General features: G+C 63.5%; 20 protein-coding genes. 4 read left to right on the forward strand and 16 right to left on the reverse strand.

Translation table 11 applies throughout. The features are described from left to right. Positions 1–451: 451 nt before the first annotated feature. The 9 genes from J4E08_RS23680 to J4E08_RS23720 form a co-directional block, all read right to left on the reverse strand. On the reverse strand, positions 452–871 hold the full coding sequence (locus J4E08_RS23680) for a GNAT family N-acetyltransferase (RefSeq protein ID WP_349540612.1): 420 nt from the start codon (positions 869–871) through the stop codon (positions 452–454). 276 nt (positions 872–1,147) lie between these two features. After that, positions 1,148–2,245 (reverse strand): DUF1513 domain-containing protein, encoded by a 1,098-nt coding sequence (locus tag J4E08_RS23685; RefSeq protein ID WP_349540613.1) that lies wholly within the window; start codon positions 2,243–2,245, stop codon positions 1,148–1,150. Position 2,246: 1 nt separating this feature from the next. Then, positions 2,247–3,236 (reverse strand): imelysin family protein, encoded by a 990-nt coding sequence (locus J4E08_RS23690; protein WP_349540614.1) that lies wholly within the window; start codon positions 3,234–3,236, stop codon positions 2,247–2,249. Next, positions 3,236–4,756: a di-heme oxidoreductase family protein gene (locus J4E08_RS23695; RefSeq protein WP_349540615.1), complete on the reverse strand. Its 1,521-nt coding sequence runs from the start codon at positions 4,754–4,756 to the stop codon at positions 3,236–3,238. Before J4E08_RS23695 ends, J4E08_RS23690 begins: the two co-directional genes overlap by 1 nt. A gap of 118 nt (positions 4,757–4,874) precedes the next feature. Further along, entirely contained in the window at positions 4,875–6,134 is a 1,260-nt protein-coding gene (locus tag J4E08_RS23700) for an imelysin family protein (RefSeq protein ID WP_349540616.1), read from the reverse strand. Between the two features lie 128 nt (positions 6,135–6,262). Then, positions 6,263–7,138, reverse strand: coding sequence for a bifunctional helix-turn-helix transcriptional regulator/GNAT family N-acetyltransferase (locus tag J4E08_RS23705; protein ID WP_349540617.1), 876 nt, complete (start codon positions 7,136–7,138; stop codon positions 6,263–6,265). Positions 7,139–7,196: 58 nt separating this feature from the next. Beyond that, a complete protein-coding gene (locus J4E08_RS23710; protein WP_349540618.1) occupies positions 7,197–8,138 on the reverse strand; it encodes a sensor histidine kinase in 942 nt (313 codons plus the stop codon). After that, positions 8,135–8,809, reverse strand: coding sequence for a response regulator transcription factor (locus tag J4E08_RS23715; protein WP_349540619.1), 675 nt, complete (start codon positions 8,807–8,809; stop codon positions 8,135–8,137). The genes J4E08_RS23710 and J4E08_RS23715 overlap by 4 nt, the downstream gene beginning before the upstream one ends. 256 nt (positions 8,810–9,065) lie before the next feature. Beyond that, entirely contained in the window at positions 9,066–11,387 is a 2,322-nt protein-coding gene (locus J4E08_RS23720) for an ATP-binding protein (protein ID WP_349540620.1), read from the reverse strand. Positions 11,388–12,035: 648 nt separating this feature from the next. Between J4E08_RS23720 and J4E08_RS23725 the strand changes: the two genes are divergently transcribed. The 4 genes from J4E08_RS23725 to J4E08_RS23740 all read left to right on the forward strand — a co-directional run bounded on the left by J4E08_RS23725 (position 12,036) and on the right by J4E08_RS23740 (position 15,946). Continuing rightward, a complete protein-coding gene (locus tag J4E08_RS23725; RefSeq protein WP_349540621.1) occupies positions 12,036–13,094 on the forward strand; it encodes a TRAP transporter substrate-binding protein in 1,059 nt (352 codons plus the stop codon). A gap of 81 nt (positions 13,095–13,175) precedes the next feature. Continuing rightward, on the forward strand, positions 13,176–13,769 hold the full coding sequence (locus J4E08_RS23730; protein ID WP_349540622.1) for a TRAP transporter small permease: 594 nt from the start codon (positions 13,176–13,178) through the stop codon (positions 13,767–13,769). Beyond that, a complete protein-coding gene (locus J4E08_RS23735; RefSeq protein ID WP_183967060.1) occupies positions 13,766–15,079 on the forward strand; it encodes a TRAP transporter large permease in 1,314 nt (437 codons plus the stop codon). The genes J4E08_RS23730 and J4E08_RS23735 overlap by 4 nt, the downstream gene beginning before the upstream one ends. Before the next feature lie 105 nt (positions 15,080–15,184). After that, on the forward strand, positions 15,185–15,946 hold the full coding sequence (locus J4E08_RS23740) for an SDR family NAD(P)-dependent oxidoreductase (RefSeq protein WP_349540623.1): 762 nt from the start codon (positions 15,185–15,187) through the stop codon (positions 15,944–15,946). Positions 15,947–16,109: 163 nt separating this feature from the next. On the opposite strand, the gene J4E08_RS23745 is transcribed toward J4E08_RS23740, so the two are convergent. From J4E08_RS23745 to J4E08_RS23775, 7 genes are all read right to left on the reverse strand, one after another. Then, positions 16,110–17,516 (reverse strand): 3'-5' exonuclease, encoded by a 1,407-nt coding sequence (locus J4E08_RS23745; RefSeq protein ID WP_349540624.1) that lies wholly within the window; start codon positions 17,514–17,516, stop codon positions 16,110–16,112. Then, positions 17,516–18,010, reverse strand: a complete 495-nt coding sequence (locus J4E08_RS23750) for a hypothetical protein (protein WP_349540625.1) — start codon at positions 18,008–18,010, stop codon at positions 17,516–17,518. Before J4E08_RS23750 ends, J4E08_RS23745 begins: the two co-directional genes overlap by 1 nt. 78 nt (positions 18,011–18,088) lie before the next feature. Then, entirely contained in the window at positions 18,089–19,912 is a 1,824-nt protein-coding gene (locus J4E08_RS23755; protein WP_349540626.1) for a DUF294 nucleotidyltransferase-like domain-containing protein, read from the reverse strand. Positions 19,913–20,106: 194 nt separating this feature from the next. After that, positions 20,107–21,888 (reverse strand): sodium:solute symporter family protein, encoded by a 1,782-nt coding sequence (locus J4E08_RS23760; RefSeq protein WP_349540627.1) that lies wholly within the window; start codon positions 21,886–21,888, stop codon positions 20,107–20,109. 2 nt (positions 21,889–21,890) lie between these two features. Next, entirely contained in the window at positions 21,891–22,175 is a 285-nt protein-coding gene (locus J4E08_RS23765) for a DUF4212 domain-containing protein (protein ID WP_183967072.1), read from the reverse strand. Between the two features lie 91 nt (positions 22,176–22,266). Continuing rightward, positions 22,267–22,953, reverse strand: coding sequence for an adenylate kinase (locus J4E08_RS23770; protein ID WP_349540628.1), 687 nt, complete (start codon positions 22,951–22,953; stop codon positions 22,267–22,269). Between the two features lie 3 nt (positions 22,954–22,956). Further along, on the reverse strand, positions 22,957–23,150 hold a 194-nt coding region (locus J4E08_RS23775), incomplete at its 5' end, for a hypothetical protein (protein WP_349540629.1).

Raw genomic sequence — 23,150 nt, forward strand, 5'->3', positions numbered from 1 at the left:
GCTACTCACTTCCAGATGCGGAAACTCCGGAACGTGCGCACTGAAATGGCACTGCACGTCATCGCCTACAACATCAAGCGCGTGATGAACATCATCGGGTCAAGGGCGCTTCTGGAAGGGATCAGACCATAAAAAACGGTCTAATTCCGCCCTGGGCATGAGCAACGCGCCCCTCACCGCAGGAAAGCTCGTCCTCAGGACCCCATCAGAGTCGGCATGCGCAATCTCACGTGAACTCGACCCATCTGGCACATCCAGATGCTTGCCAACACGCAAGTCATCAGTTTCCACACAGCCTCGGCCGGGAGTGACGAAGGCTGAGCCGGCTTTCGACCACGCACACAGTGCTGTCACCGGGCCGCTTCGCGCCGTTTAGTTTAGTGCGGAATGCGCGACGCAGGGCGGTTTACTGGTGATGCATCGCGGTGTCTTTGCTTGGCTGGATGAGCGATCACCACAGGGATGCGTCGTTCGTTGGTGCGATACAGGTCGGTGCCCCCTGAAACTGTATGAGCGCCTCTGCCGTCATTGATTTGCCCAGCCAACCCACGGGATATGACAAAGGAAGCGGAGCTCGTGCGATCTCCTCGGTGATCCGGTCAAAGCCCGCTTTCGAATAGAAATTGGGATCTCCATAGGTGACGATCACATCCACGCCGTCCTTTCGCAGATTGTTCATGCCCTGTGATAATTGGGCTTGGCCTATGCCTTCGCCTTGTCGCCCGGTGGCTACCGCAGCTGGCGACAGGATGAAGGCCGTTCGTTCATCCTCGGTGTCCCACACGGGCTTGAACGGGGCAGTGTGAGGCGGTCCACCATTCACGCGGACACGCACCAGACCGCCCGCTGTTCCTCTCAAGAGCATGTCCAAGAAGGCAGATGCCAGCGTCGTTACTTCGAGAATGTCGCGGGCGGGTGCCCACGTCGCTTAGCGCCGCATCAGGGCGGAGCGCGGCACTAGTGAGGTGGTGTCGCCAATCGCATGCACCTCAAAGCCATCGGACGCTTGCAAGGCATCTTTGATCATCCCAGTCCTTTGTGAAACCCACGATGGTCAGAGGGTCGCTCATGGACTGTATTTATACCCGGACCGGCCCAGCCATCATGCACCATGAAAGCGCAAGCGTCTGTTTCAAGGCGGTTCAAGCTACGCGGGACGGGTTGCAGCACCGATCGGCACAATGTGGTTATCCCATGCGACAGCTTGGTCTTGCAGGACGCGCGCCTGACCGTCGGTCAACGCATGAAACACACCTTGCCCTGTTGACGCGACAAAGCCATCGGTGCCTGGCGCCAGTCCGCAAACGTCGCGAAGCAACACCTCGTTCTGGAACGCGGCAGAGGCCGCATCGAACACCTGCACGCGGCCGCCACGCGGCGAGGTGATGCCCACCTGTCGTCCGTCACCGCTGAACGACACGCTGCCTGCGTAGCCTTCCATCGCGGCGTGAAGCGCCTCAGGCGCACGCGCCCAGACCGGGGCTTGCCCGCGTTTGTGCAGCATCAACAGGGCAGGGGCATCGGTCACCTCGCCCTGCCATTGCAGCGCCAGCGCCACTTGACCATCCGGTCCGACGGCGAGGTGTCGCATCGAGTTCTTGTGCTCCGCGTCAGGCGGCGCCACCTGTTCTAGGATCTCGCCCGACAGCGACACATAAGTCAGGTTGGGGGCCATGAAGGGGATGTTGAGCTTGGCGCGGCCGGCCTCCGGGTGGGTTTCGATCCCTCCGTTGCCGATCGCAAGCGTCTGCCCGTCGGGCATCAGCCGCAGTTCGTGCGGGCCGACTCCGCCAGAGCTGAATTCCCAAAGCCGGGTGTAGCCACCCGCCACGTCCCAGACACCGACAACACCGCGCGCGGTCTCGAAATCGTTTTCCGTGGTGAACAGCAGACCGCCATCGGCAGAGAACGCGCCGTGCCCATAGAAATGCCGCCCCTCGGGCGCGGTCAGCTCGGCTTTCACCTCCCCGCTCAGGCAATCCAGAACGATGGCATAGGTGCCGGGACGGCGGGCAAAGGCCACCGCCTCGGCGCGCGAGGGGTGCGCGGCCGCCGCATGGCCCCGCGTCGGCAGCGGCACAGAAAACAGGCTGACGCCATCCACCGAGACGCCGTGCAGCGCATAGCCACCTGCAGTGTGCTGCGCCGCCGCAAGGTAGCGCGGCCCGCCCACATCGGCCCAGCAGCGCGCTGGCCACAGGCCCGCCGCGATCATGCCGCTCAGCATGCCCCGTCGTGACAGCATGTCAGTCCCCATCCAAAGCGTTGAAACCCTCGACCACGCCCAATTCGGGACCCAGCTCCAGCCCGATCACCGTGCGCACGCTGTCCACCGCCCCTTGCAACACTTCCACCTTGAAGCGCCCCATCGGCGTGTCCACGTTGGCAAAGGTCGGGCTGTCCTGCGCCTCGATCTCGGCGAAGGCGTCGGCATAGGCGTCCTGGATATTTTTCGAAACATCTGGGGCCTCTGCGGCCAATGCGAGGGCCAGCGCTTCGGTCCCTTCCAGCGACAAACGCACATGACGCAGCGACCGTTCAGACCGGCGCGCTTCGGCGCGGGCCGGGCGGGGACGGTCAAAGCTGCCCATGGGCCGCCCGATCCGCGTGTCAGAGGTGAATTGCAGTCCGGCTGTCACGGCCTTGAACAGCTCTTGCAGGGCCTCTTCGCGGGTCTGATAGCGGCTGCCCTCGTCGGTGAACTCGACAACAAAATCCTGCCAGTCCGCGAGGATCGCGTCGGCGATGTCGGATGTGTCCCGCGCCACGGCCTGCACCAATTGGCAGGTGTAGTCGGACCCGTCGGCGTATGCCGGATCATAGAGCAGAAATTCCAGCGCGTAGAACCCGCGCGCGGCAATGGAGACCTCCTGGAACGCTTCAGGGTTCGTCACCACCGGGTCTTTGTCGGCGATCAGCCCGGCCAACGTCCGCGGCGTCACGCCCCGGCTGTCCGGCCAGAAGGCGAGCGCAAAGGCGCGGTCGTCGACCTCTGTCGGGCCAAAGCGCAGGTGGCTGACGCGCACCCAGGCGTCGAAGGCCTCCGCCCAGGCGTCGCGCAGGGCGACGCCGTCGGGCGCGCAGTCCTGGGCTGCGGCGGCGTCAAGCGCATGGCTGCGCTGGGCCAGCGTCTCGAAGCCGGGCAGGACCACGTCCCGCACCACCTGCGCCGGATCGGGGTTTGCCATGGCGACACCGGCCAGCAGGGAAAACGTCAGCGACAGGGATTTCAGCATCAGAGACTCTCCAGAAAAGCGATCAAGGCGGCGCGGTCAGGCGGCGGCATCTGCGCCACGCTATCACGTGCGGGCTGCGCCTCCCCCCCGTGCCAAAGCACAGCTTCGAGCAGGGAGCGCGCGCGCCCGTCGTGCAGGAACTGCGTATGCCCGGAGACCTCCTGCGTCAAACCAATCCCCCAAAGCGGCGGCGTGCGCCATTCCTGACCGTCGGCGCGCGCCTCGGGCCGGTTGTCCGCCAGACCCGGCCCCATGTCGTGCAGCAGCAGGTCGGTGTAGGGCCAGATCAGCTGGAAGGATTGCTCGGGGCGATCTTCCAGACGGTGAGTGACGAATTTCGGGGTGTGACAGGAGGTGCAGCCGGTTTCATAAAACAGCTGCTTGCCGCGCAAAACTTGCGGGTCGTCCACATTGCGGCGCTCCGGCACAGCCAGGTTGCGGCTGTAGAAGGTCACGAGATCCAGGCCCTCGGCGTCGATTTCAAAGCCGCGCTCGTCCTGATCGCCGTGAATTGTCAGCTGACAATCGACCTGAGCCGCCGTGCATTCGCCCGCCCCGGAGCTGAACAGCGGGTTGGAAATACCAATGTCGCCGGAAAAGGCTGCCGCCGATTGTTCGCGGATTGTCGGGGCTCCGGCCTTCAGCCCGAAGCGCCCCAGCATGGGTCGGTCGAACTCCCCGGACCAGACGATCTGCGCCTTGCCGGAAATGCCGTCGCCGTCCGCATCGTCAGGGTCGGCCTGCGCAAGGATGTCCTGCGCCGGGATCGCCTCCAGCAGGCCTAGGCCGATCATCTGGGGCGCCACGCGCGGTGACAGCATCGCATCCTCGGCCAGGGGACCGTAGCCCAGATCAGCGGCGGTGTAGGTCGGCGCGCGCAGATGCGCGACCTCACCGCCGGACAACGGCACCTCGACCTCGTCGTAGTCGATTTGCAGGCGGTATTCTGCATTGTGTCCTGCGTTGGCAAACTCCTGCAGCTGCAGCCCGTAGTTCGGTTCCGGCACGGTGCCGAGGTAGCCTTCGATCTCTGGCACCAGATCGTCCGGCCCCGCGGGGACGGAGACACGCAAGAACATGGATGTGGCGGTGTCGTCCGGGCCTGCGGGCACATGGCCGCGCCCGTCCTTGATGTGGCAGCGCTGGCAGGAGCGCGCGTTGTACAGCGGTCCCAGCCCGTCAGAGGCCAGTGTCGAGGAGGGGGCCGACACCCAGACCTTCTTGAACAGGCCGTTGCCGACCTTGAAAGTCAGCTCACGTTCAAAGGAAATATTGGCCGAGGGCTGGGAAAATGCGTCCTGGGTCATCCGCGCCCGCACGGTGGCTGCCCCGCCGGACATGGTCTCGAACGGTTGCGGTGCATCGAAATTCTCGGGCGCGGCAAGCGCCCCGGCGATGCGCGCGGTTTCGTCCTTGGTTCGGGGTATCACGTTGAGATGGATGTCATCCAATTCCTGCGCGGGGAGGGTCGTCCCGCTCAGCAGCAGTGCAAACAGGGAGGTCACGCAGGTGGTCTTCATCTTCAGCCTCAGTCCCTTCGGTAAGAATGGCGAACGCCCGCAGAAGGGATGCGGGCGTTGCAAGACGGGCGGCGCAGGGGATACCAACATGACGTGCGCCGCTCATCGTTTCACGGTCTTATTGGAAGACGGCCTCGGGATTGTCGAGGCTGTCGGACCCTTCGATGTTCACGTCGTCAGCATGCATCAGGGCTACGACGCGTTCGATGCTGCGGGTCTGGTCGACCAGCGCGTCAACGCCACCCATGATAAGCGCTTCGCCTTTGTCGCTGCCGCGTTCCAGCATCTGGTCGTAGGCGAACCCGCCTTCGGCCGCGTCGACGATATCACCGAGCTTGTCCATGGTGGTGTCGAGCTTGGCGGTGAGCTCCGCGTCCAGATCGGCATCCATTTCAGCGACCATATCGCTGAGGCTGGGGCCGGTCACTTCGGAGCCGTCGACACGGGTGTAGCTGCCGGTGTAGACGTTTTGCACGCCCTTGCCGTCGTAGTAGTGCGAGTTGTGCGTGTTGTCGGAGAAGCAGTCGTGCTCTTCCTCGGGGTCATTCAGCATCAGGCCCAGACGCATCCGCTCGCCCGCTTGCTCACCATAGGACAGGGAGCCCATGCCGGTCAGCATGGCGGTGATGCCTGCGTCTTCGTCGTCCAGCAACGTGGTGCGCGCGTCGCCGCCCTCGGCCCACTGCGCGGTCATCCACTCAAGGTCAGAGACCAGCAGATCTGTCGCGGCCTTCAGGTAGTCGCCGCGGCGGTCGCAGTTGCCGTTGGTGCAGTCGTCGCCTGTGGCAAAATCGGTGGCGGGACGGTCGCCGGCGCCGGCCTCGTGGCCGTTCAGATCCTGACCCCAGAGAAGGAATTCCACCGCGTGGTAGCCGGAGGCGACGTTTGCCTCGACGCCGTCTGCCTCGTGCAGGGTTTCACCGATCAGCTCCGGGGTGATCTCAGACGCGTCGACCTCTTCGCCCGAGAGGGTGAAGGTCGGGTTGGCCACAACATTCAGCGCTGCAAGCTGGTTTTCATCAGTCGGCCCGCCGTAGGTGGCATCAACATAGTCGATCAGCCCTTCGTCCAGCGGCCAGGCGTTGACCTTGCCTTCCCAGTCGTCGACGATCGCATTGCCGAAACGGAACGCTTCGGTCTGCTGGTAGGGCACGCGTGCGGCCAGCCATGCTTCGCGGGCGGCGGACAGCGTGTCGTCTGACGGGCTTTCCAGCAGAGCGGCGACCGCTGTTTGCAGGGTCTGCGCGGTGGTCAGCGAGTCCTCGTAGCCCGCATGCGCGATGTCTGCGTAGGTGTCGAGCACCTCGGATTTCTCCACGGCCAGCGCGGGTGTTGCGCACAGAGCCGCGAAGGCGACCGAACTTTTGATGAATTTCATGACTGTTTCCCTCGGTTATCCTGTCGAGGTATTCCTGAGCAATTTGCTCTGCGATGTCAATCCCGAGGGAAAAAACCTGGAGAAACGGAGCGATCCGCTGTCTGATTGGGATTTGAAAAGCGGCCCGGTCAAAGGCGCTTTTCAAAAAAGAAGTCCGGGTAGGGGTCCTCGTTGAAGCGGTCGATCTCTGTCCAGCCGCGTTTGCGGTAAAAGGCGATGGCCTCTGGCAGGGCGGAGTTCGTGTCCAACCTGAGCAGGTCGATCCCCAAGCTTCGCGCGCGGTCTTCGACCGTGTCCATCAACTGGCCGGCGAGGCCCATGCCACGCGCCGACTGCGAAACCCAGAGGCGCTTGATCTCGGCATAGCCTTTGTCCGTGCCCTTCAGACCGACGCAGCCGATGGGCAGCCCGTCCGACAGGGCAATCAGGAAGGATCCGCGCGGCGGGATCATATCGGTGGCTTCCGGATCGGCGGAGCGCGTCACGTCGAACCCTGTCCGCAGGCGCTGGGCGAGTTCTTCGTAATAGACCTGAAGACAGGCGCGGGCGCGTGGCTCTTCTGGAGAGAGCTCCTCAAACCTGACCCGTTCCATGCCAAGCGCAGTGGCGACGATGTCCATGGCGTTCAGCAGGATCTCCGGGCGCGGATGGCGGGCGACGATCTGCTCTGCCTGTTGGTCGGAAAGCCGCTCATATTCGGCAAATTCTGCACGACCGCTATTGGTCAGCTGGGCTTCACGGCGGCGCCCATCGGTGGAGGAGGCGGTGAGTTCGATCAGCCCCTCGTCCTCAAGTCCGCGCAACAGGCGGCTCATCAAACCGGAATCGAGGCGCAGATAGGCCCTGATCTCCCCGATATCGTGCATTCCGTGCCCAATCGCGTTCAACACGCGCGCCGGTCCAAGAGGGCGGTCGCGCCCGAGGAAGGAGGAATCCAGCACACCGGCTTCGGTCGTGACGGCGCGGTGAAAGCGGCGCGTGCGCGCAATGGGATCAGATAACATGTTGGGCTCCGATATTTATACCTGACATTTGTCAGCAAATTCGGGCGCGGTCAATTGCTCACGGGAAGCAAATGCGAAAACACGTGCCGGAGGCCCTTGGCACGAGGTGAATGTCGCCGCCATGCGCCTGCAAGATTGTGCGGGCGATGGTCAAACCCATGCCTGTGCCCCCGGAATCCCGGCGCGTTGTAAAGAACGGGTCGAACACGCGGGCGGCGTTGCCGTCCGAGATGCCCGGCCCATCGTCACAGACCAAGAGGCCCGTTTCGGTCTGAGACAGCGTAACGTTCTGCGCGCCCATGGCCGCGGCGTTGTTCAGCAGATGCAGCAACACCACGGCCAGCCCGTCAGAGGACAAGGGCAAGATGGCGGTGTCCCCTGCATAATGAACCGCGATATGAACCTGTCCCAGGACCAGATCCAATGCGCGCTGCACGGTGGTTTCGCCCAGGTATCGCACCTCGCGCGCCTGTGCGACGCGGCGCAGGGCGGCCAGCTGGGTTTCGATTTGCAGCCGCGCGCTGTCGATCTGGTCCAGCAGCCGCGCGTCCTCCGCCGTCAGCGACCCGCCATCCTGCATCAGTTCGACCCCGGCGCGGATGCCCGCTACGGGGGTCTTCAGCTCATGCGTGACATGGTCGGTGAAGGCGCGCACGGTGGCTTCGCGGTCGCGCAGAGCGTCGGCCATGGCGATGACGCGCTGGGCGGTGGCGTGCAATTCGCGGGTGCCGTGGTGGCGGGGTCGGTCGGCAGCGCCTTCGGCGAGGGCAAAGGCCTCCAACGCGCGAATGGGGCGTAACAGCAAGCGCACCATCAGCCAGCCCAACGCCCCCGTGGCCGCGGCAATGACGGCGGCGACGAGCATCGCGGCGGGGCGAAAGCCGATCTCGGCCCCGAGGTAGCGCAGCACCACCAATCCGGCGAGCGACATGGCCAAGGTCGCGGCCAGCGCGCCGCCAAGGACGAAGGCCAGAGAGGGCCGCCAGCGCCGCGCGGTCATCCGCAGTGCCCAAGGCGCATACCCTGTCCATGCACGGTTTCGATCGCGTCGGGCAGGCCCGCCTCGGCCAGTTTGCGGCGCAGATTGCGCAAATGGCTGTCCATGGTACGGTCGGATTGCTGCGCACCCGCGCCCCAGACAGCGTTGGCCAGTTCGGCGCGCGACAGCAGGCGGTTGGGCGCACCGACCAGCGCGGCGATCAACTGAAACTCGGTGCCGGTGAGAGACAGCGGTTGGTCGTCAATCCGGCAGTGGCGCGCGCTCAGATCCAGAGAAATGCGTCCATGTCGTCGGGTTTCGGCGGGAGCAGCGCCGCTGGTGCGGCGCAGGATGGCCGCGATGCGGGCCACCAGTTCGCGCGGGCTGAAGGGTTTGGAGACATAGTCGTCTGCCCCCAGTTCCAGCCCGACAATGCGGTCCACTTCGTCATCGCGCGCGGTCAGAAACAGGATTGGCACCTGAGAGGTCTGGCGGATGCGGCGGCAGACCTCGAGCCCGTCCATTTCCGGCAGGCCGATGTCGAGCACCACAAGGTCAGGGGTGCTGCGGCGGGCTTCGGTCAAGCCTTTTGTCCCGTCTGCGGCGCAGAGCACGTCATGGCCCGCACGTTCCAATGCCGTGCGCACCAGGTCGCGCAGTCGGGGGTCGTCGTCGACCACGAGGATCTTCATGGATGCTGCTCCGTTTTACTGGGGGCAGATTGGCAAGAAGCTGCGCGGTGGGAAAGCCCCCAAGGCCTGCGGTGTCTGCGCGTGTGCATGATACGCGGTGCAGAGGGTGAGGAGGGGTTGTGCAGAGGTTGCGCAATCAGGCGCCTTGGCCGCTCGGGAAAATCGTGCACAGTCACGCGGCATGACAGGTCATGAGCGCGAAGCCTCAACATCGGAGGTTGATCGCCAACTGTCGTAACATCGCACGGACAGTGGATTAGCCGGGCTGGTGTTCGCGGGACAGTACCGTGGCGATGGCCTGCGCCAGATGATTGGTGCTGATGGGCTTTGTCAGATAAGCGTTGGCGAGAGTTGTTTCGACCCGCATTTCGGTCTCGGGCAGGCCTGACATGAGCACAACCGGCGTCTGCGCGTGTGTCGCGCGCAGGGCGCGCAGGAAGTCCGTTCCGTGCTGGCCCGCGCCGAGGATCAGGTCCACGAGGAACAGCTGGGGGCCGTCCTGCTCTATCGTGGATTGCAGCGCGCCGTTCACGGTGGTGGACGTGGAGACGCGGTATCCTATCGACGTCAACATCCGCGCGAGGGCGCTTTGGACCGAAGGGTTGTCCTCCAGCACATGGATATGTTCGCCTGAACCGCGCCTGATCTGCCCGGGCGTTGTCGAGACCGTGGCGCTGGGCGACGTCTGCGAGCGCGGCAGCATCAAGACCACGCGGGTGCCAGTGTTGGGCTGGCTGTCGATGCAGGCGTCGCCGCCGGATTGGCGAGAGAAGCCAAGCACCATGGACAGGCCCAGACCGCTGCCGCGCCCGACGCCTTTGGTGGAAAAGAACGGCTCGAACGCGCGGGCGAGCGTTTCGGGCAACATGCCGCGACCTGTGTCGGTCACGGCAATCTCCACATAGGCGCCTGGCTCCAGTTCCATGCCAAGGTTGGGTGTGTCTTCGGCCACGACACGGTTATGCGCGCAGATCTGAAGTGTGCCGCCATTGGGCATGGCATCGCGGGCGTTGATGGCGACGTTCAGCAGCGCGGCCTCCAGACGGCTGGCATCGACCCAGACGGGCCAGAGGTCGGCGTCCAGCTCCATCTTCACGGTGACATATTCGGTCAACAGGCGTCGCAGCGTGTTTTGCAGCCCGCCCAGCACCTTGCCGAGGTCATGCGCAGTGGGTTTGAGCATCTGGCGACGGGCAAAGGCCAGCAGGTGGGTGGTGAGGTCCGCACCACGGCCAACAGCGGTGACGATCTCTTCGATCAGTTCCTTGTCGGGTTGGCCGGCTTCTTGCAAAAGCTGTGCGTTGCCTTGGATGACTGTCAGCAGGTTGTTGAAATCATGCGCAATCCCGCCGGTAAGCTGGCCAATGGCTTCCAGCCTTTGCGCGGCCATCAACGAGGTTTCCAGCGCCCGTCTTCGGGTCACGTCGGTGAGCAGCCCGACGGAGCGAATGGGCACACCCATGTCGTCGCACAGCATGCGTCCCTGAGCGTGAAACCAGCGCACGTTGCCGTCCTTCATGACAAAGCGGACTTCTTCGGAAATCGGGGCATCGGGGGTGCGGACGAGTTGATCGACGATGGCATGAAAGGTGGCGGCGTCGTCGGGAAACAGAAGGCCATCAATGCCTTCCTCGCGCAGAATGTCCTGGAATTCCTGTTTCTTGTAGCCGAGGTCACGAATGAAACTGGGGGAGAAAAAGACCTTGTTGCTTTTGACGTCCCAGTCCCAGATTGCGGCCATTTCGGTGGCAAGGGCGTAGCGTTCCTCGGAGGCGCGCAGCCGGTCGGTGCGCTCTGCCACCGTGCCTTCGAGGATCTGGTTCGCCCGTTGCTGCTGCTGGCGTTGTTGATATTGTTCGGAGATGTCTTCCTCGGAGACGATGGCGACGTAATCGCCGGTGATCGGATCGCGTCCACGGCGGGCCGACACAAGGTGCCAGTGCAGCCCATCACTGCGCCGGACGAGCGCCTCGCACGAAAGGCTTTGATCGGCGCGGATGCGATCCAGAAGATCATGTGCAATTTCGCGATCGACGAAGCGGGCCTCCAGATCACTGCGCCCGCCGGAGCGCGCGCGCGCGGCGCCGTGCCATGCGGCTGACGACGGGTTCTGCGCCAGAAGCTGACCATCGAGCGAGAAGGTGGCCACTGCCAGCGCCGTAGCGCGGGCGGCTTCCATCAGGCGCAGCGTGTCGGCATCGACGACATCGGCGTGGGTTCGGTGGACTTCGATCAGGATACCCGCAGATGTATCGTTCAGCCAGACGGGCTGACACGACAACAGCGCGGGGATTGGCGTTCCGCCGGGATAGAGCGTCCATGTATCCTGAATTGGGGTCGATCCCGAGGCCGTGTCCACCACCTGACGCAATCGCCGCCGGGCTGTGTCCGTGTCGGTCGAAAAATCCCGCGCAAGCAGTGAGGGCAGATCCGGGGCCTTCCAGAAATGCACCGCCGCTGCATTGGCCCACCACATGCAATGCGCGTCGACGTCGAAGACCCAGATCGGGGTCTTCAGCGCGGCGAATTGGCGCAAATCGTCGTGGGATTTGAGTGTGAGGCGGTTCAAAATCTTCACGGGCTCCGGGCCAATCATAATACGCGAACGATAGACGCGGCCTGTGCCATCGCGCAAGCGCCGCCTTTCAACCTGTGTGATGGATGTGCGCCGCGACAGAGGAGGGACCGGCCTGTTCGGAGTTGGGACTTGGGGTGCCTTGAGGCGTAAAACAGCGTTCGAAATTGGCGAATCCGTTGCTTTGTGCAGGGCGTGACGGTCAGGCACGTCGTAGCCGGACGCATAGGAATTACCCATTCAGGTGTAAATTGCGTCGGCTTTTTCATCGTAAAGCGGGATGGAACGTCGGCAGGTGCGCTGGCGACAAAGATCCGAGCGCGGCGTATGAGAAATTTTTGTTTCCAAGTGGAAGAGTTCTGGACAAGTCGGCCTTTATCATGGTCCCATGGGGCCGAGACAGCGAAGCTGTTGCCGTACGCTGCGAGAACCTCAAGGTTTCCCGCACCAGTCAAGATGTAGGGGAGGACATCATGGCACGATTTTGCGGAACGTCCGCCTTGGCGCATGTCTGCGCTTCGGGACGTCGCTGCACCCCTAGCCAACTCTGGACCCTATGCAGGCGCGTATTGCCCCCTGATGTGGCGTGATGGCGGATTGAGAATACCAAACAAAGGCTCACAAGAGCCGGTCTTTCTGGGAGGAAATGAAATGCACACACGGAGAACCTTTTTCGGCGCAACGGCCGCCGCGCTGACGGCGACGCTGATGTCGACCACCAGCGCGCTTGCCGCGGATGTGACACTTTCGATGGAACACATGCTGCCGGCGCAGGCCACGGTTCCGACGGAGATCCTTCAGCCCTGGGCCGACAGGATCGAAGCGGAGTCCAACGGTCGAATCGAGGTAGAGATCTACCCGTCCATGCAACTGGGTGGCAGCCCGCCCGAATTGTTCGATCACGTGCAGGATGGCATCATCGACGTGGGCTGGACCGTGGTTGGGTACACGCCGGGCCGGTTCCCGCGCAGCGAAGTGTTCGAGCTGCCCTTCATGGTCGAAGATGCGCGCGCCGCGTCCTATGCCTATGCCAAGATCAGCGAAGAACAGATGCAGGATGCTGATTTTGCAGACGTCAAGGTCATTGGCACATGGGTGCATGGCCCAGGTTTGTTTCACACCAACAAGGCAGTCAATGTTCCCTCTGACCTTGAGGGCATGAAGATCCGCGGCGGGTCACGGCTGGTGAACGACCTGCTGACCCGCGTCGGGGCAGAGCCCATCGGCATGCCGGTGCCTGCCGTGTCCGAAGCCCTGTCCAAGGGTGTTCTGGACGGCACCACGATCCCGTGGGAAGTGACCCCTGCCTTGAAGGTCGCGGAACTGGTGAGCCACCACACTGAGTTCGACGGCCCAGCCCTGTACACGCTGACCTTTGTCATGGCGATGAACAAGGACGTCTACGAGTCGATGGACGAGGACCTTCAGAAAGTCATCAACGACAATTCTGGCGTGGCGTTCTCGATCTTTGCCGGCGGCACGCAGGCGGATGCCGATGTTCCGGCGCGGCAGGTCGCGGTGGATCTTGGCAACGACATCATTGTTGTGTCCGAAGAGGATGCGCAGGAGTGGGACGCCCTGGTCAACCCGATCTACGAGACGTGGATTGCGGACATGGAGAGCAAAGGCATCGACGGTCAGGCGCTGATCGACGAAGCCAAAGCCCTGATGGGGGAATATGATCCCTCCATGGACACCTGGGGCCAGTAAGCCCTTAGGATGCGGGGCTGCGTGCGTTGACCGTGGCCCCGGACTTTCAACCAGATCTCAGAACTTGAGGGGAATGCTGCGATGGCCGGTTTGCACCGCATCGTGCTGGGGCTTGCGCGTGTGATGGCGCTGGCCGGGGGTACTGTGCTGACGATTTTGATCGTGATGACCTGCCTGTCCATTCTGGGCCGCGTGGGCAATTCCGTGCTGCACTGGATGACCGGGGTGGGTCTGGCGGCGGGATTTGCCCAAGGGATGATCGACGCGGGCTTTGGCGCGATCCGGGGCGATTTCGAGCTGGTGGAGGCCGGGATGGCCTTTTGCATCTTTGCCTTTCTGCCGTTTTGTACCGTGTCTGGCGGACATGCGGCGGTGGACGTGTTCACCAATGTGCTGCCGCGCGGGGTGAACCGCGCGCTGGATGTGCTGATTGCCGTCTTGATGGCCGTTGTGATGGTAGTGATCGCCGTGCAGCTCAACGAGGGCATGGCGCGCAAGATCAGTTCCGGGCAGACGACGCTGCTGCTGCAGTTCCCGGTCTGGTGGGCCTACGCGGGGAGCCTTGTGGGCGCGACGTTGACCGCCTTGACCGCCTGTTACGTCGTAATACTGCGGGGTTATGAAATGCTGACAGGGCGTGTGATCGCGCCGAACGCTGTGGGGGCGAACCATTGAGCAACCTCGAAATCGGGATCTGGTCCTTTCCCGCCCTTCTGCTGCTGATCTTCCTGCGGGTGCCGATCGGGCTGGCCATGTTTTCCGCGGGCTTTGCCGGGATGTGGATGGTGATGGGCAACACGCGCCTGCCTATGGCGCAGCTCAAGGATATCGCTTTTACCACCTTCTCCAGCTACTCGCTGTCGATTGTGCCGATGTTCCTGTTGATGGGGTATTTTGCCACGCTCGGCGGTATGTCCCAATCGCTGTTCAAGGCGGCGGAGAACTTTCTCGGGCATCGTCGCGGCGGTGTGGCCATGGCGGCCATTGGCGCCTGCGCGGGCTTTGGCGCGATCTGCGGGTCATCGCTGGCCACCGCGGCCACCATGAGCCGGGTCGCCCTGCCAGAGCTGAAGCGATACGGCTATGACGGCGGGTTCTCGACCGCGACGCTGGCCGCCGGGGGCACGCTGGGCATCCTGATTCCGCCAAGCGTCGTGCTGGTGATCTACGCCATCCTGACGGAGCAGAACATTGCCAAGCTGTTCCTTGCGGCCTTTGTTCCCGGTGTGCTGGCGGCCATCGGCTACATGGTGGCCGTGTCGATTTACGTCCGGATGAACCCGGGCAGCGCAGGTGTGCGGCCGCCCGTTCCGATGGGCGAGCGGTTCCGGGCGTTGCTGGATGTCTGGCCGGTGCTGCTGGTGTTTATCGCCGTGGTGGGCGGTATTTACGGTGGTATCTTTACCCCGACGGAGGGGGCGGCGGTGGGCGCGCTGGGCACAGGCATCATCGCGCTGGCGAATGGTGGCCTGACCTTCCGCACGCTGCTGGACAGCTTCACCGATACGGCGCGATCTTCCGCCATGATCTTTTTCATCGTTCTGGGGGCCGCGTTTTACAATGCCTTCCTGGCACGGACGCGCCTGCCGCAGGAGCTTTCGTCCTGGGTGGTGGAACTGGGCATGTCACCTTTGGCGGTTCTGGTGGCGATCCTGGCGATCTACCTTGTGCTGGGCTGCTTCATGGACTCCCTGTCGATGATCCTGCTGACGATCCCGATTTTCTTTCCGGTGATCATGGCGATGGATTTCGGACTGTCGCCCGAGCACACGGCGATCTGGTTCGGCATTCTGGTTCTGATCGTGGTGGAGGTCGGTCTGATCACGCCACCGGTGGGGATGAACCTGTTCGTCATCAACGCAATGTCACCTGAGACGCCGATGGTCAGCACCTACCGGGCGGTGATGTACTATGTGATGTCGGACCTGGTGCGGGTGGTGCTGCTGGTGGCCTTTCCGGCGATCACGCTCTTTCTGCTGCCCTGATCCGTACGCGTCGCCTTCGTGGAGGGCGGGGCTATCTTTTGAGTATTTGACAAGCAAAGAAGCAGGGGCGCGGTGGCGCGTCCCGGTGTGTCGAGAGGAGACGAGATGCAGATTTCCGGACATGTGGCGATCGTGACAGGTGGGGCGAGCGGCCTGGGCGCGGCGACGGCGCGGCGGCTGGCAGCCGAGGGGGCCAAGGTCGGTATCCTCGATTTCGATGCCGACCGTGCCGCAGAGGTGGCGCGCGAAATCGGTGGTCATGCGGTGAAGACCGATGTGGGGTTGGAGGCCTCTGTGGCGGAGGCCGTGGCCGAGGTGACGGCGACCTTGGGCGCGCCACGGATCTCGGTGTCCTGCGCCGGGATCGGATTGGCTGCGCGCGTGGTGGGGCGCGATGGGGTTCTGTCCTCGGAGTTGTTTGAAAAAACCATCCGCGTGAACCTGATGGGGTCCTATTATGTGATGAGCCACGCGGCACGCGAGATGATGGCGTTGGACCCGTTGGAAAGCGGAGAACGCGGGGTGGTGATCAACACGGCCTCGGTCGCCTACGAGGACGGGCAGATCGGTCAGGTGGCCTATTCGGCGTCCAAAGGCGGCATCGCCGCGATGTGTCTGCCAGCGGCGCGCGAAATGGCCAAGCAGGGCGTGCGCGTCATGGCGATTGCGCCGGGGTTGTTCAACACGCCGATGATGGAAGGGCTGCCCCAGGAAACGGTGGATGGTATCGTGGCGAACATTCCCTTTCCGCACCGTCTGGGCCTGCCGGAGGAATATGCGCAGCTTGTCACACAGATTTGCGAGAGTGCCTATCTGAACGGGACAGTGATCCGGCTGGATGCCGCTGTGCGCTTGCCGCAGCGCTGACGTTTCACGGCAGATCGGGCGCGCGGGTCTGACGACGGATCGCGTGGCAATGGTTGGGCGGATCGGGCCGATGGCGCGTTCCGCCCGATTGCTGAGCGCAGTCTGGGCCCGGTTGTGCTTTTGGGGTGCATATTCCGGTCATCAGGATTGACCGCGCCCTGGGTCAGTTGAGATCGGCCAGCAGGCGCCCGTGGCGCTTTGTCTCGGATAGAACATCGGCCAATGTGTGCATGCCTTGTGCCTCCAGCATGGGCAGCATCCGGGCCAGAACCTCTGCCGTGGCATGGGCATCTCCGAGCGCGGTATGCCGAAGATTCGGCGGGATGGTGACCGCAAGCCGGTCGCACAGCGCGTCCAATGTGTGTTCCTGCGAGGCACCAAACAGGATCGCGGACAGAAGTACCGTGTCAAGGATGGGGTGATCCCAGTCCACCCCGATACGCCGCTTGTGCCGATGCAGAAATGCCATGTCGAAGGGGGCGTTGTGCGCCACGATGACGGAGCCGCGCGCGAAGGTGTGAAATTTTTTCCCCGCAATGGCGATGCCGGGCTGACCCGCGACCATGGCGTCCGTCACCCGGTGCACCTTGGTGGAGGAGGGTGGGATAGGGCGGCCCGGGTCAACAAGCTGGTTCATGCGTTCGCCCGGCACCAGACGCCCGTTGACGATGCGCACTGCGCCGATCTGCACGATCTCATCCTTGTGCGGCAGCAGGCCGGTTGTCTCTGTGTCGAAAACGGTGAAGGTCAGACGGCGCAGCGGTGTCTGGTCCAGCGCGCCATCGTTCTGGTCGAGCAGGTCGAAGTCATAGGTCAGCGGGCGCGCGGCTTCTGGCGGCAGGTCCAGATGCGCGGCATCCACCAGCATCATGTAGCCACCGCTTTGCATCGGGCGCAGCCGGGCGTCGTAGCTTTGCGTGCCGTCATGGCCTGCGAGGGTGATGCTGACCTCGCGCCCGCTGCGGTTCATGCGGTCGCGGGCCTTTTCCAGCGCCTTGGCATCGAAATAATCGCTGAGGTGCGCATTCAATCGGGGCACGCCCTGACTGGCCAGAACCTCGGCGGCTTGTCCGTCATACAGGACGATGTGATCGGAAGCGTTGACGAGGAGGGTCGCCACAGGGATTTCCGTCAGCAGGGCGGTCAGGCGGGCTTTCTCGGATTCCAGTCGGGCGGTCTCCGAGGCGATGCGGTCCGCGGTGACCATGGTGCTGTCTGACAGTTTGCTTGACAGGGCGCTGGCGGCGGGGGCGAGGTCGCCGAGATACCGCGCGCGGCCCGTGTCCATGCGCAAGGCAACGCCGGCGTGGGCCCGGGAGCGGAGGTCCGCCGCAATCCTCTCGATGGGCTTGGCCACGTTTTCGTCGAACAACAGCCAGACCCCGGCGGACAGCGCAATCAGGGCGAACGCGCAGAGGATCGCAGCAAGGATAAAGCCGTTGGTCACATCGCTTTCCAGCGCGCGTTGCCAGCCGAGGTAAAGCGCGCCAAGCGTCAGGCCGGTGCCGCCCAGCCCGATCAGGCAAAAGAACAGAAAGATCCGCGTGCGCAGGGACAGGCTTTGCAGCATCAGAGCGCCTCGCACACGATTTGGACGATAGGATCATCGGCGCCCACCGTGCGCCAGACGGGCTCTGCGCCATCATCGCGGGCAGGGTCGGCGCGGCGCATGTTGGCACAGTCGATCATGATTTCCACCTGGGTGAGCGGCTGCCAGCGGCCAAAGAAATAGAGGTCGGTGATATAAAGCTGCGGCGTCTCCAGATTGGCCTGGGTGCGCCGGGTGTCCACCGCGATAAAGCGGTCCGTCATGGGAAAGACGTAGGTCCAGGGCCGCCACGGCGCCTTGGACGGAGCGGTTTGCGCCACCAGAACGCCCTCGGGGAGGCCATTCACGGTGCGACCGTACCAGCCATATTCAGAGGAGATTGTCGCGGCCAGCATCGCGGCCCCGGCGCCGATCGGCACCAACCAGCGCGGCAGGGCAACGAAGCGTGTGACCAGCATCATCACGCCAGCGCCCGCGATCCCGGCAAAGATCACCGCCAACAATTCCAGAAACATTGTCTTCCTCCTCCTCGTGCGGTCAGTGCCGCCCGTCTGCCCGACGGATCGGGCGATGTCCTTTGGCGCGCTGCGCCGTCAGCCCAACATCCCCTTGCCATGCCCAGCAGCGGATTGCAGCGATTTGACCACAACAAAAGCGTCGCGCAAATGACTTCGCTCAAAATCCGACAGGCTGGCGGGGGGAAGATAGTTGTCCGGAGCTTGACCGGACTTTACCTGCCGGGCCTGATGCTCCAGCCGGGTCTCGGCAATCAGGTCGTAGGCGTCCAGCAGGTCATGTCCGCCCGAGGCGCTGAGGCGGCCTGCGCTGATCGCGGCCTCCAGCCGTGCACGGGTGTTGACCGGGGCAAGCCGCCCCTGCAGCGCATAGAGCCTGCCAAGGTCAACCACCGGCACGACGCCGGAATGCTTCAGGTCGATGCGGTTCTTGTGCTCGCCGGATTTGATCGTGGCAAAGCCGCGCAACAGCCCCAGTGGCGGCGTGTGTTTCAGCGCGTTGGACACCATATGCGCCACGAAGATCGAGTTCTTCGCGGCGTGTTCCAGTGTCTCGGCTTGCAGGGTGTCCAGCAATGCGGCGTCCCCGCCGATGGGCCGCAGATCGAACATCACCGAGGCCAGCATCTGGGATTCCGGGGTCGGTTTGCCGATCCAGTTGCGGAAATAGATGCGCCAGGTCTTGAGCGGTTGGCACCAGCGCGGGGCGGAGGCCATCATCTCGCCGGGGCAAAATACGTAGCCGCAGGTGTTGAGGCCGGCGGTGACTTGTTGCGCCAGAGCCGCGAAGTACGGCCGCATGTCTTCGGTGAAATCGTCGTGCAGGATCAGCACGTTGTCCTGGTCAGACACGCCGGTCTGTTCCTGCCGCCCCTGACTGCCGCACGCCGCCCAGACGAAAGGCACGGGGGCGGGGCCAAGGCGCGCCTCGGCCAGGGCCAGCAGGCGGCGGGTGGCGGTGTCGGCGATGTCGGTGATCAGCCGCGTGACCACTTCGTGGCGGTTTCCGGCGGCGACGAGCTGAACCAGAAGCTGCGGAATGCGGGCCGTCACATGGGCCATGGTGGGGGCGTCGGGGGCACGTGCGATTTCGGCCACCAGGTCGGCAGAGCTTGTGGCCTGAAAGCGGGTCAGATCGGTTTGCGTGACCATGCCCAGCAGGCGGCCTGCCTCTGCAATGGGCACATGGCCGATGTGGCGCTCCAACATCATGTGCAGCACGTCGGACCCGATGGCGCTGGGCGGCAGGGTCACGGGATCCGCAGTCATCACGGCTGTGATCGGCGTGTCCAGTGGCAGGTCACCGCTCACAACCTTGCCCGACATGTCGCGGATCGTGGCGATACCGCGCAGCACGTCGCCATCGCAGATACAGATCGAGGAGACGTGCCGTGCCTGCATCATCTGGGCGGCCTCTTGGACCGTGGTCTGCGGCGCGCAGGTGAGTGTCCTGGTCGCCATCAGTGTTTCCACACGGCTGGTGGCCAGATCGGCCGGGCGCGGTCGGGCCGGGCGCGTCCGGTCAAAGAACCGCGTGACCGCCGGCTCGTGTGTCACGAGCGTCAGGAAATCTGCGCGGGGCAGAACCAGCAGCACGCTGTCAGCGGTGGTGCGCGCCTGCGTCACGGCCCGTCCGTCGCGGGTCAATCCGCGCTCCCCAAAGGAATTGCGCGGTCCCAGTACGGAGATCTGGACATCATTGCAGTCGCGGATTTCGACGGCACCGGAGTGGATCAGGTACAGCCCCTCCAGGTCCTCGCCCAAGGCATAGACGGGTTGCCCTGCGGCCAGAGAGGTGGTCCGAAACGCGGGCAGCAGGTCGTCGATCACCTCGGCAGGCAGGCTGTCATAGGGGTGGACGGTGGCCAGGAAGGCCCTGAGGGAATCTTGGTCTATGGGCATGGCTGCCTCCCTGCGGGAACTCTGTGCAGTGTATCGCGCCAAAGCGGGAAATCGTAGGGCAAACAAGCCTTTGCCCGAAATTTGTGATGCGTCCTTTGCGGTGCCGGGGCGCTGCCTCGCCCGCGCAAAGCAACCGGTCAAAAGAAAACCGGCCCCCGCGGAGGGGACCGGTCGGTTTTACTTCACGCGAGGCGTCAGTGATCGACGGCTGTCCCGGCGCCGCGCGGAACGCGCACCGATTCCACCAGCTCTTCGATGTGCTGCGGGATGGGCGCTGTGAGCTTCGATACGGTGAAGGCCACCGCAAAGTTCAGCATGGCGCCAACCGCACCGAAGGATGTGGATTTCACCGTCAGGAACAGCGGGTCCGCATCGTCAAAGCTGTTGGTGCCCGGAATGAAGAACCAGCCCTTGTGCAAGAAGATGTAGATCAGCGTCACCACCAGACCGGTGATCATGCCAGCCACGGCCCCCTTGTTGTTCACCTTGGTGAAGATGCCCATCATCAGCACAGGGAAGATCGACGCCGCCGCGAGGCCGAAGGCCAAGGCCACCGTCTGCGCTGCAAAGCCCGGAGGGTTGAGGCCGAGGTAGGTGGCCACCGCGATGGCAACGGCCATGGCGATCCGGGCAGACATCAGCTCGTTCTTCTCTGACATATGCGGGGTCAGCTGCCCTTTCAGCAGGTCGTGAGACACCGCCGACGAGATCGCCAGCAACAGACCGGCAGCCGTGGACAATGCCGCCGCAAGACCGCCTGCCGCCACAAGACCGATCACCCAGCCCGGCAGGTTGGCGATTTCCGGGTTGGCCAGAACAAGGATGTCCTGGTTGAAGTTGGTCAGCTCGTTTTCCGATCCCCAGCCAGCGGCTTCCATCGTCGCGACCGTTTCCGGATCCTGGTCGTTGAAATACGCGATGCGACCATCACCGTTCTTGTCTTCCCAGTTCAGCATGTTGGTCTTTTGCCACGTCGCCATCCAGTCATAGTCGGCGTCGGTTTCGATGGTCTCGGTGGAGACTGGCTCACCCGATGCACCATTCGGCCAGAATTGCTCGGTGATGTTCAGACGGGCCATTGCGCCGACAGCCGGGGCGGTGAGGTAGAGCAGCGCAATGAACACTAGCGCCCAGCCTGCGGACCAGCGTGCATCCGCCACCTTTGGCACGGTGAAGAAGCGCATGATGACGTGGGGCAGACCGGCGGTGCCGATCATCAGCGACAGGGTGAACAGCACCATGTTGAAGGTGTCACCGTTGTGCGCCGTGTACTCCTTGAAGCCCAGCTCGGTGACGATCTGGTCGAGCTTCATCAACAATGGCTCGCCAGTGTCAGTGGAGCCGAAAAGCCCAAGCGCGGGAACCGGGTTGCCGGTCAACTGCAACGAAATGAAGATCGCCGGGATGGTATAGGCCAGGATGAGCACGCAGTACTGTGCCACCTGCGTGTAGGTCACGCCCTTCATGCCGCCAAACACCGCGTAGGCAAAGACGACGACCGCGCCGATCAGCAGGCCGGTGGTGTTGGAGACTTCAAGGAAACGGCCAAAGGCAACGCCCACGCCGGTCATCTGGCCGATGACGTAGGTCACGGAGGCCACGATCAGGCAGATCACCGCCACCATGCGCGCGGTGGGGGAGTAGAAGCGATCCCCGATAAACTCGGACACGGTGTATTTGCCGAACTTGCGCAGATAGGGCGCAAGCAGCAGCGCCAGCAGAACATAGCCGCCCGTCCATCCCATCAGATAGGTGGAGTTGTCGTAGCCAACAAAGGCAATCAGGCCCGCCATGGAGATGAACGACGCCGCAGACATCCAGTCCGCCGCCGTCGCCATCCCGTTGGTGACCGGGTGGACGCCGCGACCGGCGGCGTAGAATTCGGATGTGGACCCGGCACGGGCCCAGATCGCGATGCCGATATAGAGCGCAAAGGACGCGCCCACGAACAGCAGGTTGATGGTAAACTGGTCCATGATCACTCCTCCTCGACGCCGAATTCACGGTCCAGTCTGTTCATGCGGAATGCGTAAAAGAAGATCAGGGCCAGAAAGACCAGGATCGACCCTTGTTGTGCCACCCAAAAGCCAAGGTCCGTGCCGCCCACGCTGATGCCTGACAGCATCGGTCGCAGTAGAATGCCAAAGCCAAAGGGCACGATGGCCCAGATGACAAGGCTGATGAGGATGATGCGCACGTTGGCTTTCCAATAGCTTCGGTCAGCTTCGGCCTGCGCGGCCGCATGTGTGGTGTGATCCGTCATGTTGCGGGTCCTCCTTCCCAAAATTCGCCCCGGGGAAGCGGGGCGCCCCTCTCCAGTCCCGCCGCGCCGTGGCGCAACGGGGTGACGTCCCTCAGCGGGTCGCCTCTTTTACGATCACGGCCATTTTTGCCGCGATATCGTCGATCTCGCCCATGGCATTGACGCCAAGCAGCGCGCCTTGTTCACGGTAGTGACTGATCAGCGGTGCGGTGCTTGCGTGGTATGCTTCAAGGCGGCTGGCCACGGTTTCCGCAGTGTCATCGGCGCGACGGTTGAAGTCCGTGCTGCCGCATTTATCGCAAGAGCCGGCCTGTATCGGCTGCTTGAAGTCGTCGTGATAGCCCTCGCCGCAGCCCGCGCAGGTGTATCGGCCAGCCACGCGTGCGACCATCGCTGCATCGTCGACCTCAAGGCTGATCGCCGCCTCGATCCTGCTGCCGGTCTCTGCCAGCAGCGCATCCAGCGCCTCGGCCTGCACGGCGGTGCGGGGAAAGCCGTCAAGGATGACGCCCTTTTCGCAATCGGGTTGGGCCATGCGGTCGCGCAGGATTGCGATGACGATATCGTCGCTCACAAGCTCGCCTGCTTCCATCACGGTCTTGGCGCGCTTGCCGGCCTCCGTTCCAGCGGCCACCGCTGCGCGCAGCAGGTCCCCGGTGGACAATTGGACAAGGCCGAACTTCTCTTCGAGCATCCGCGCCTGCGTGCCTTTTCCGGCTCCCGGAGGGCCAAGCAGGATCAGGACCGGCGCGGTGTGGTGGGGCAGTGTACCATCCATGGATCACGCCCCCCGGTTCATACGGTTTTCGATGAGATCATCGACCACCTGGGGTTCTGCGAGGGTGGACGTGTCGCCGAGCGCGCCGTAGTCGTTTTCGGCGATCTTGCGCAGGATGCGGCGCATGATCTTGCCGGAGCGGGTTTTCGGCAGGCCCGGCGCCCACTGGATCAGATCCGGCGAGGCGATGGGGCCGA

The sequence above is a fragment of the Sagittula sp. NFXS13 genome (assembly GCF_040148795.1).
In the GTDB taxonomy this organism is placed as follows: Bacteria; Pseudomonadota; Alphaproteobacteria; order Rhodobacterales; family Rhodobacteraceae; genus Sagittula; species Sagittula marina.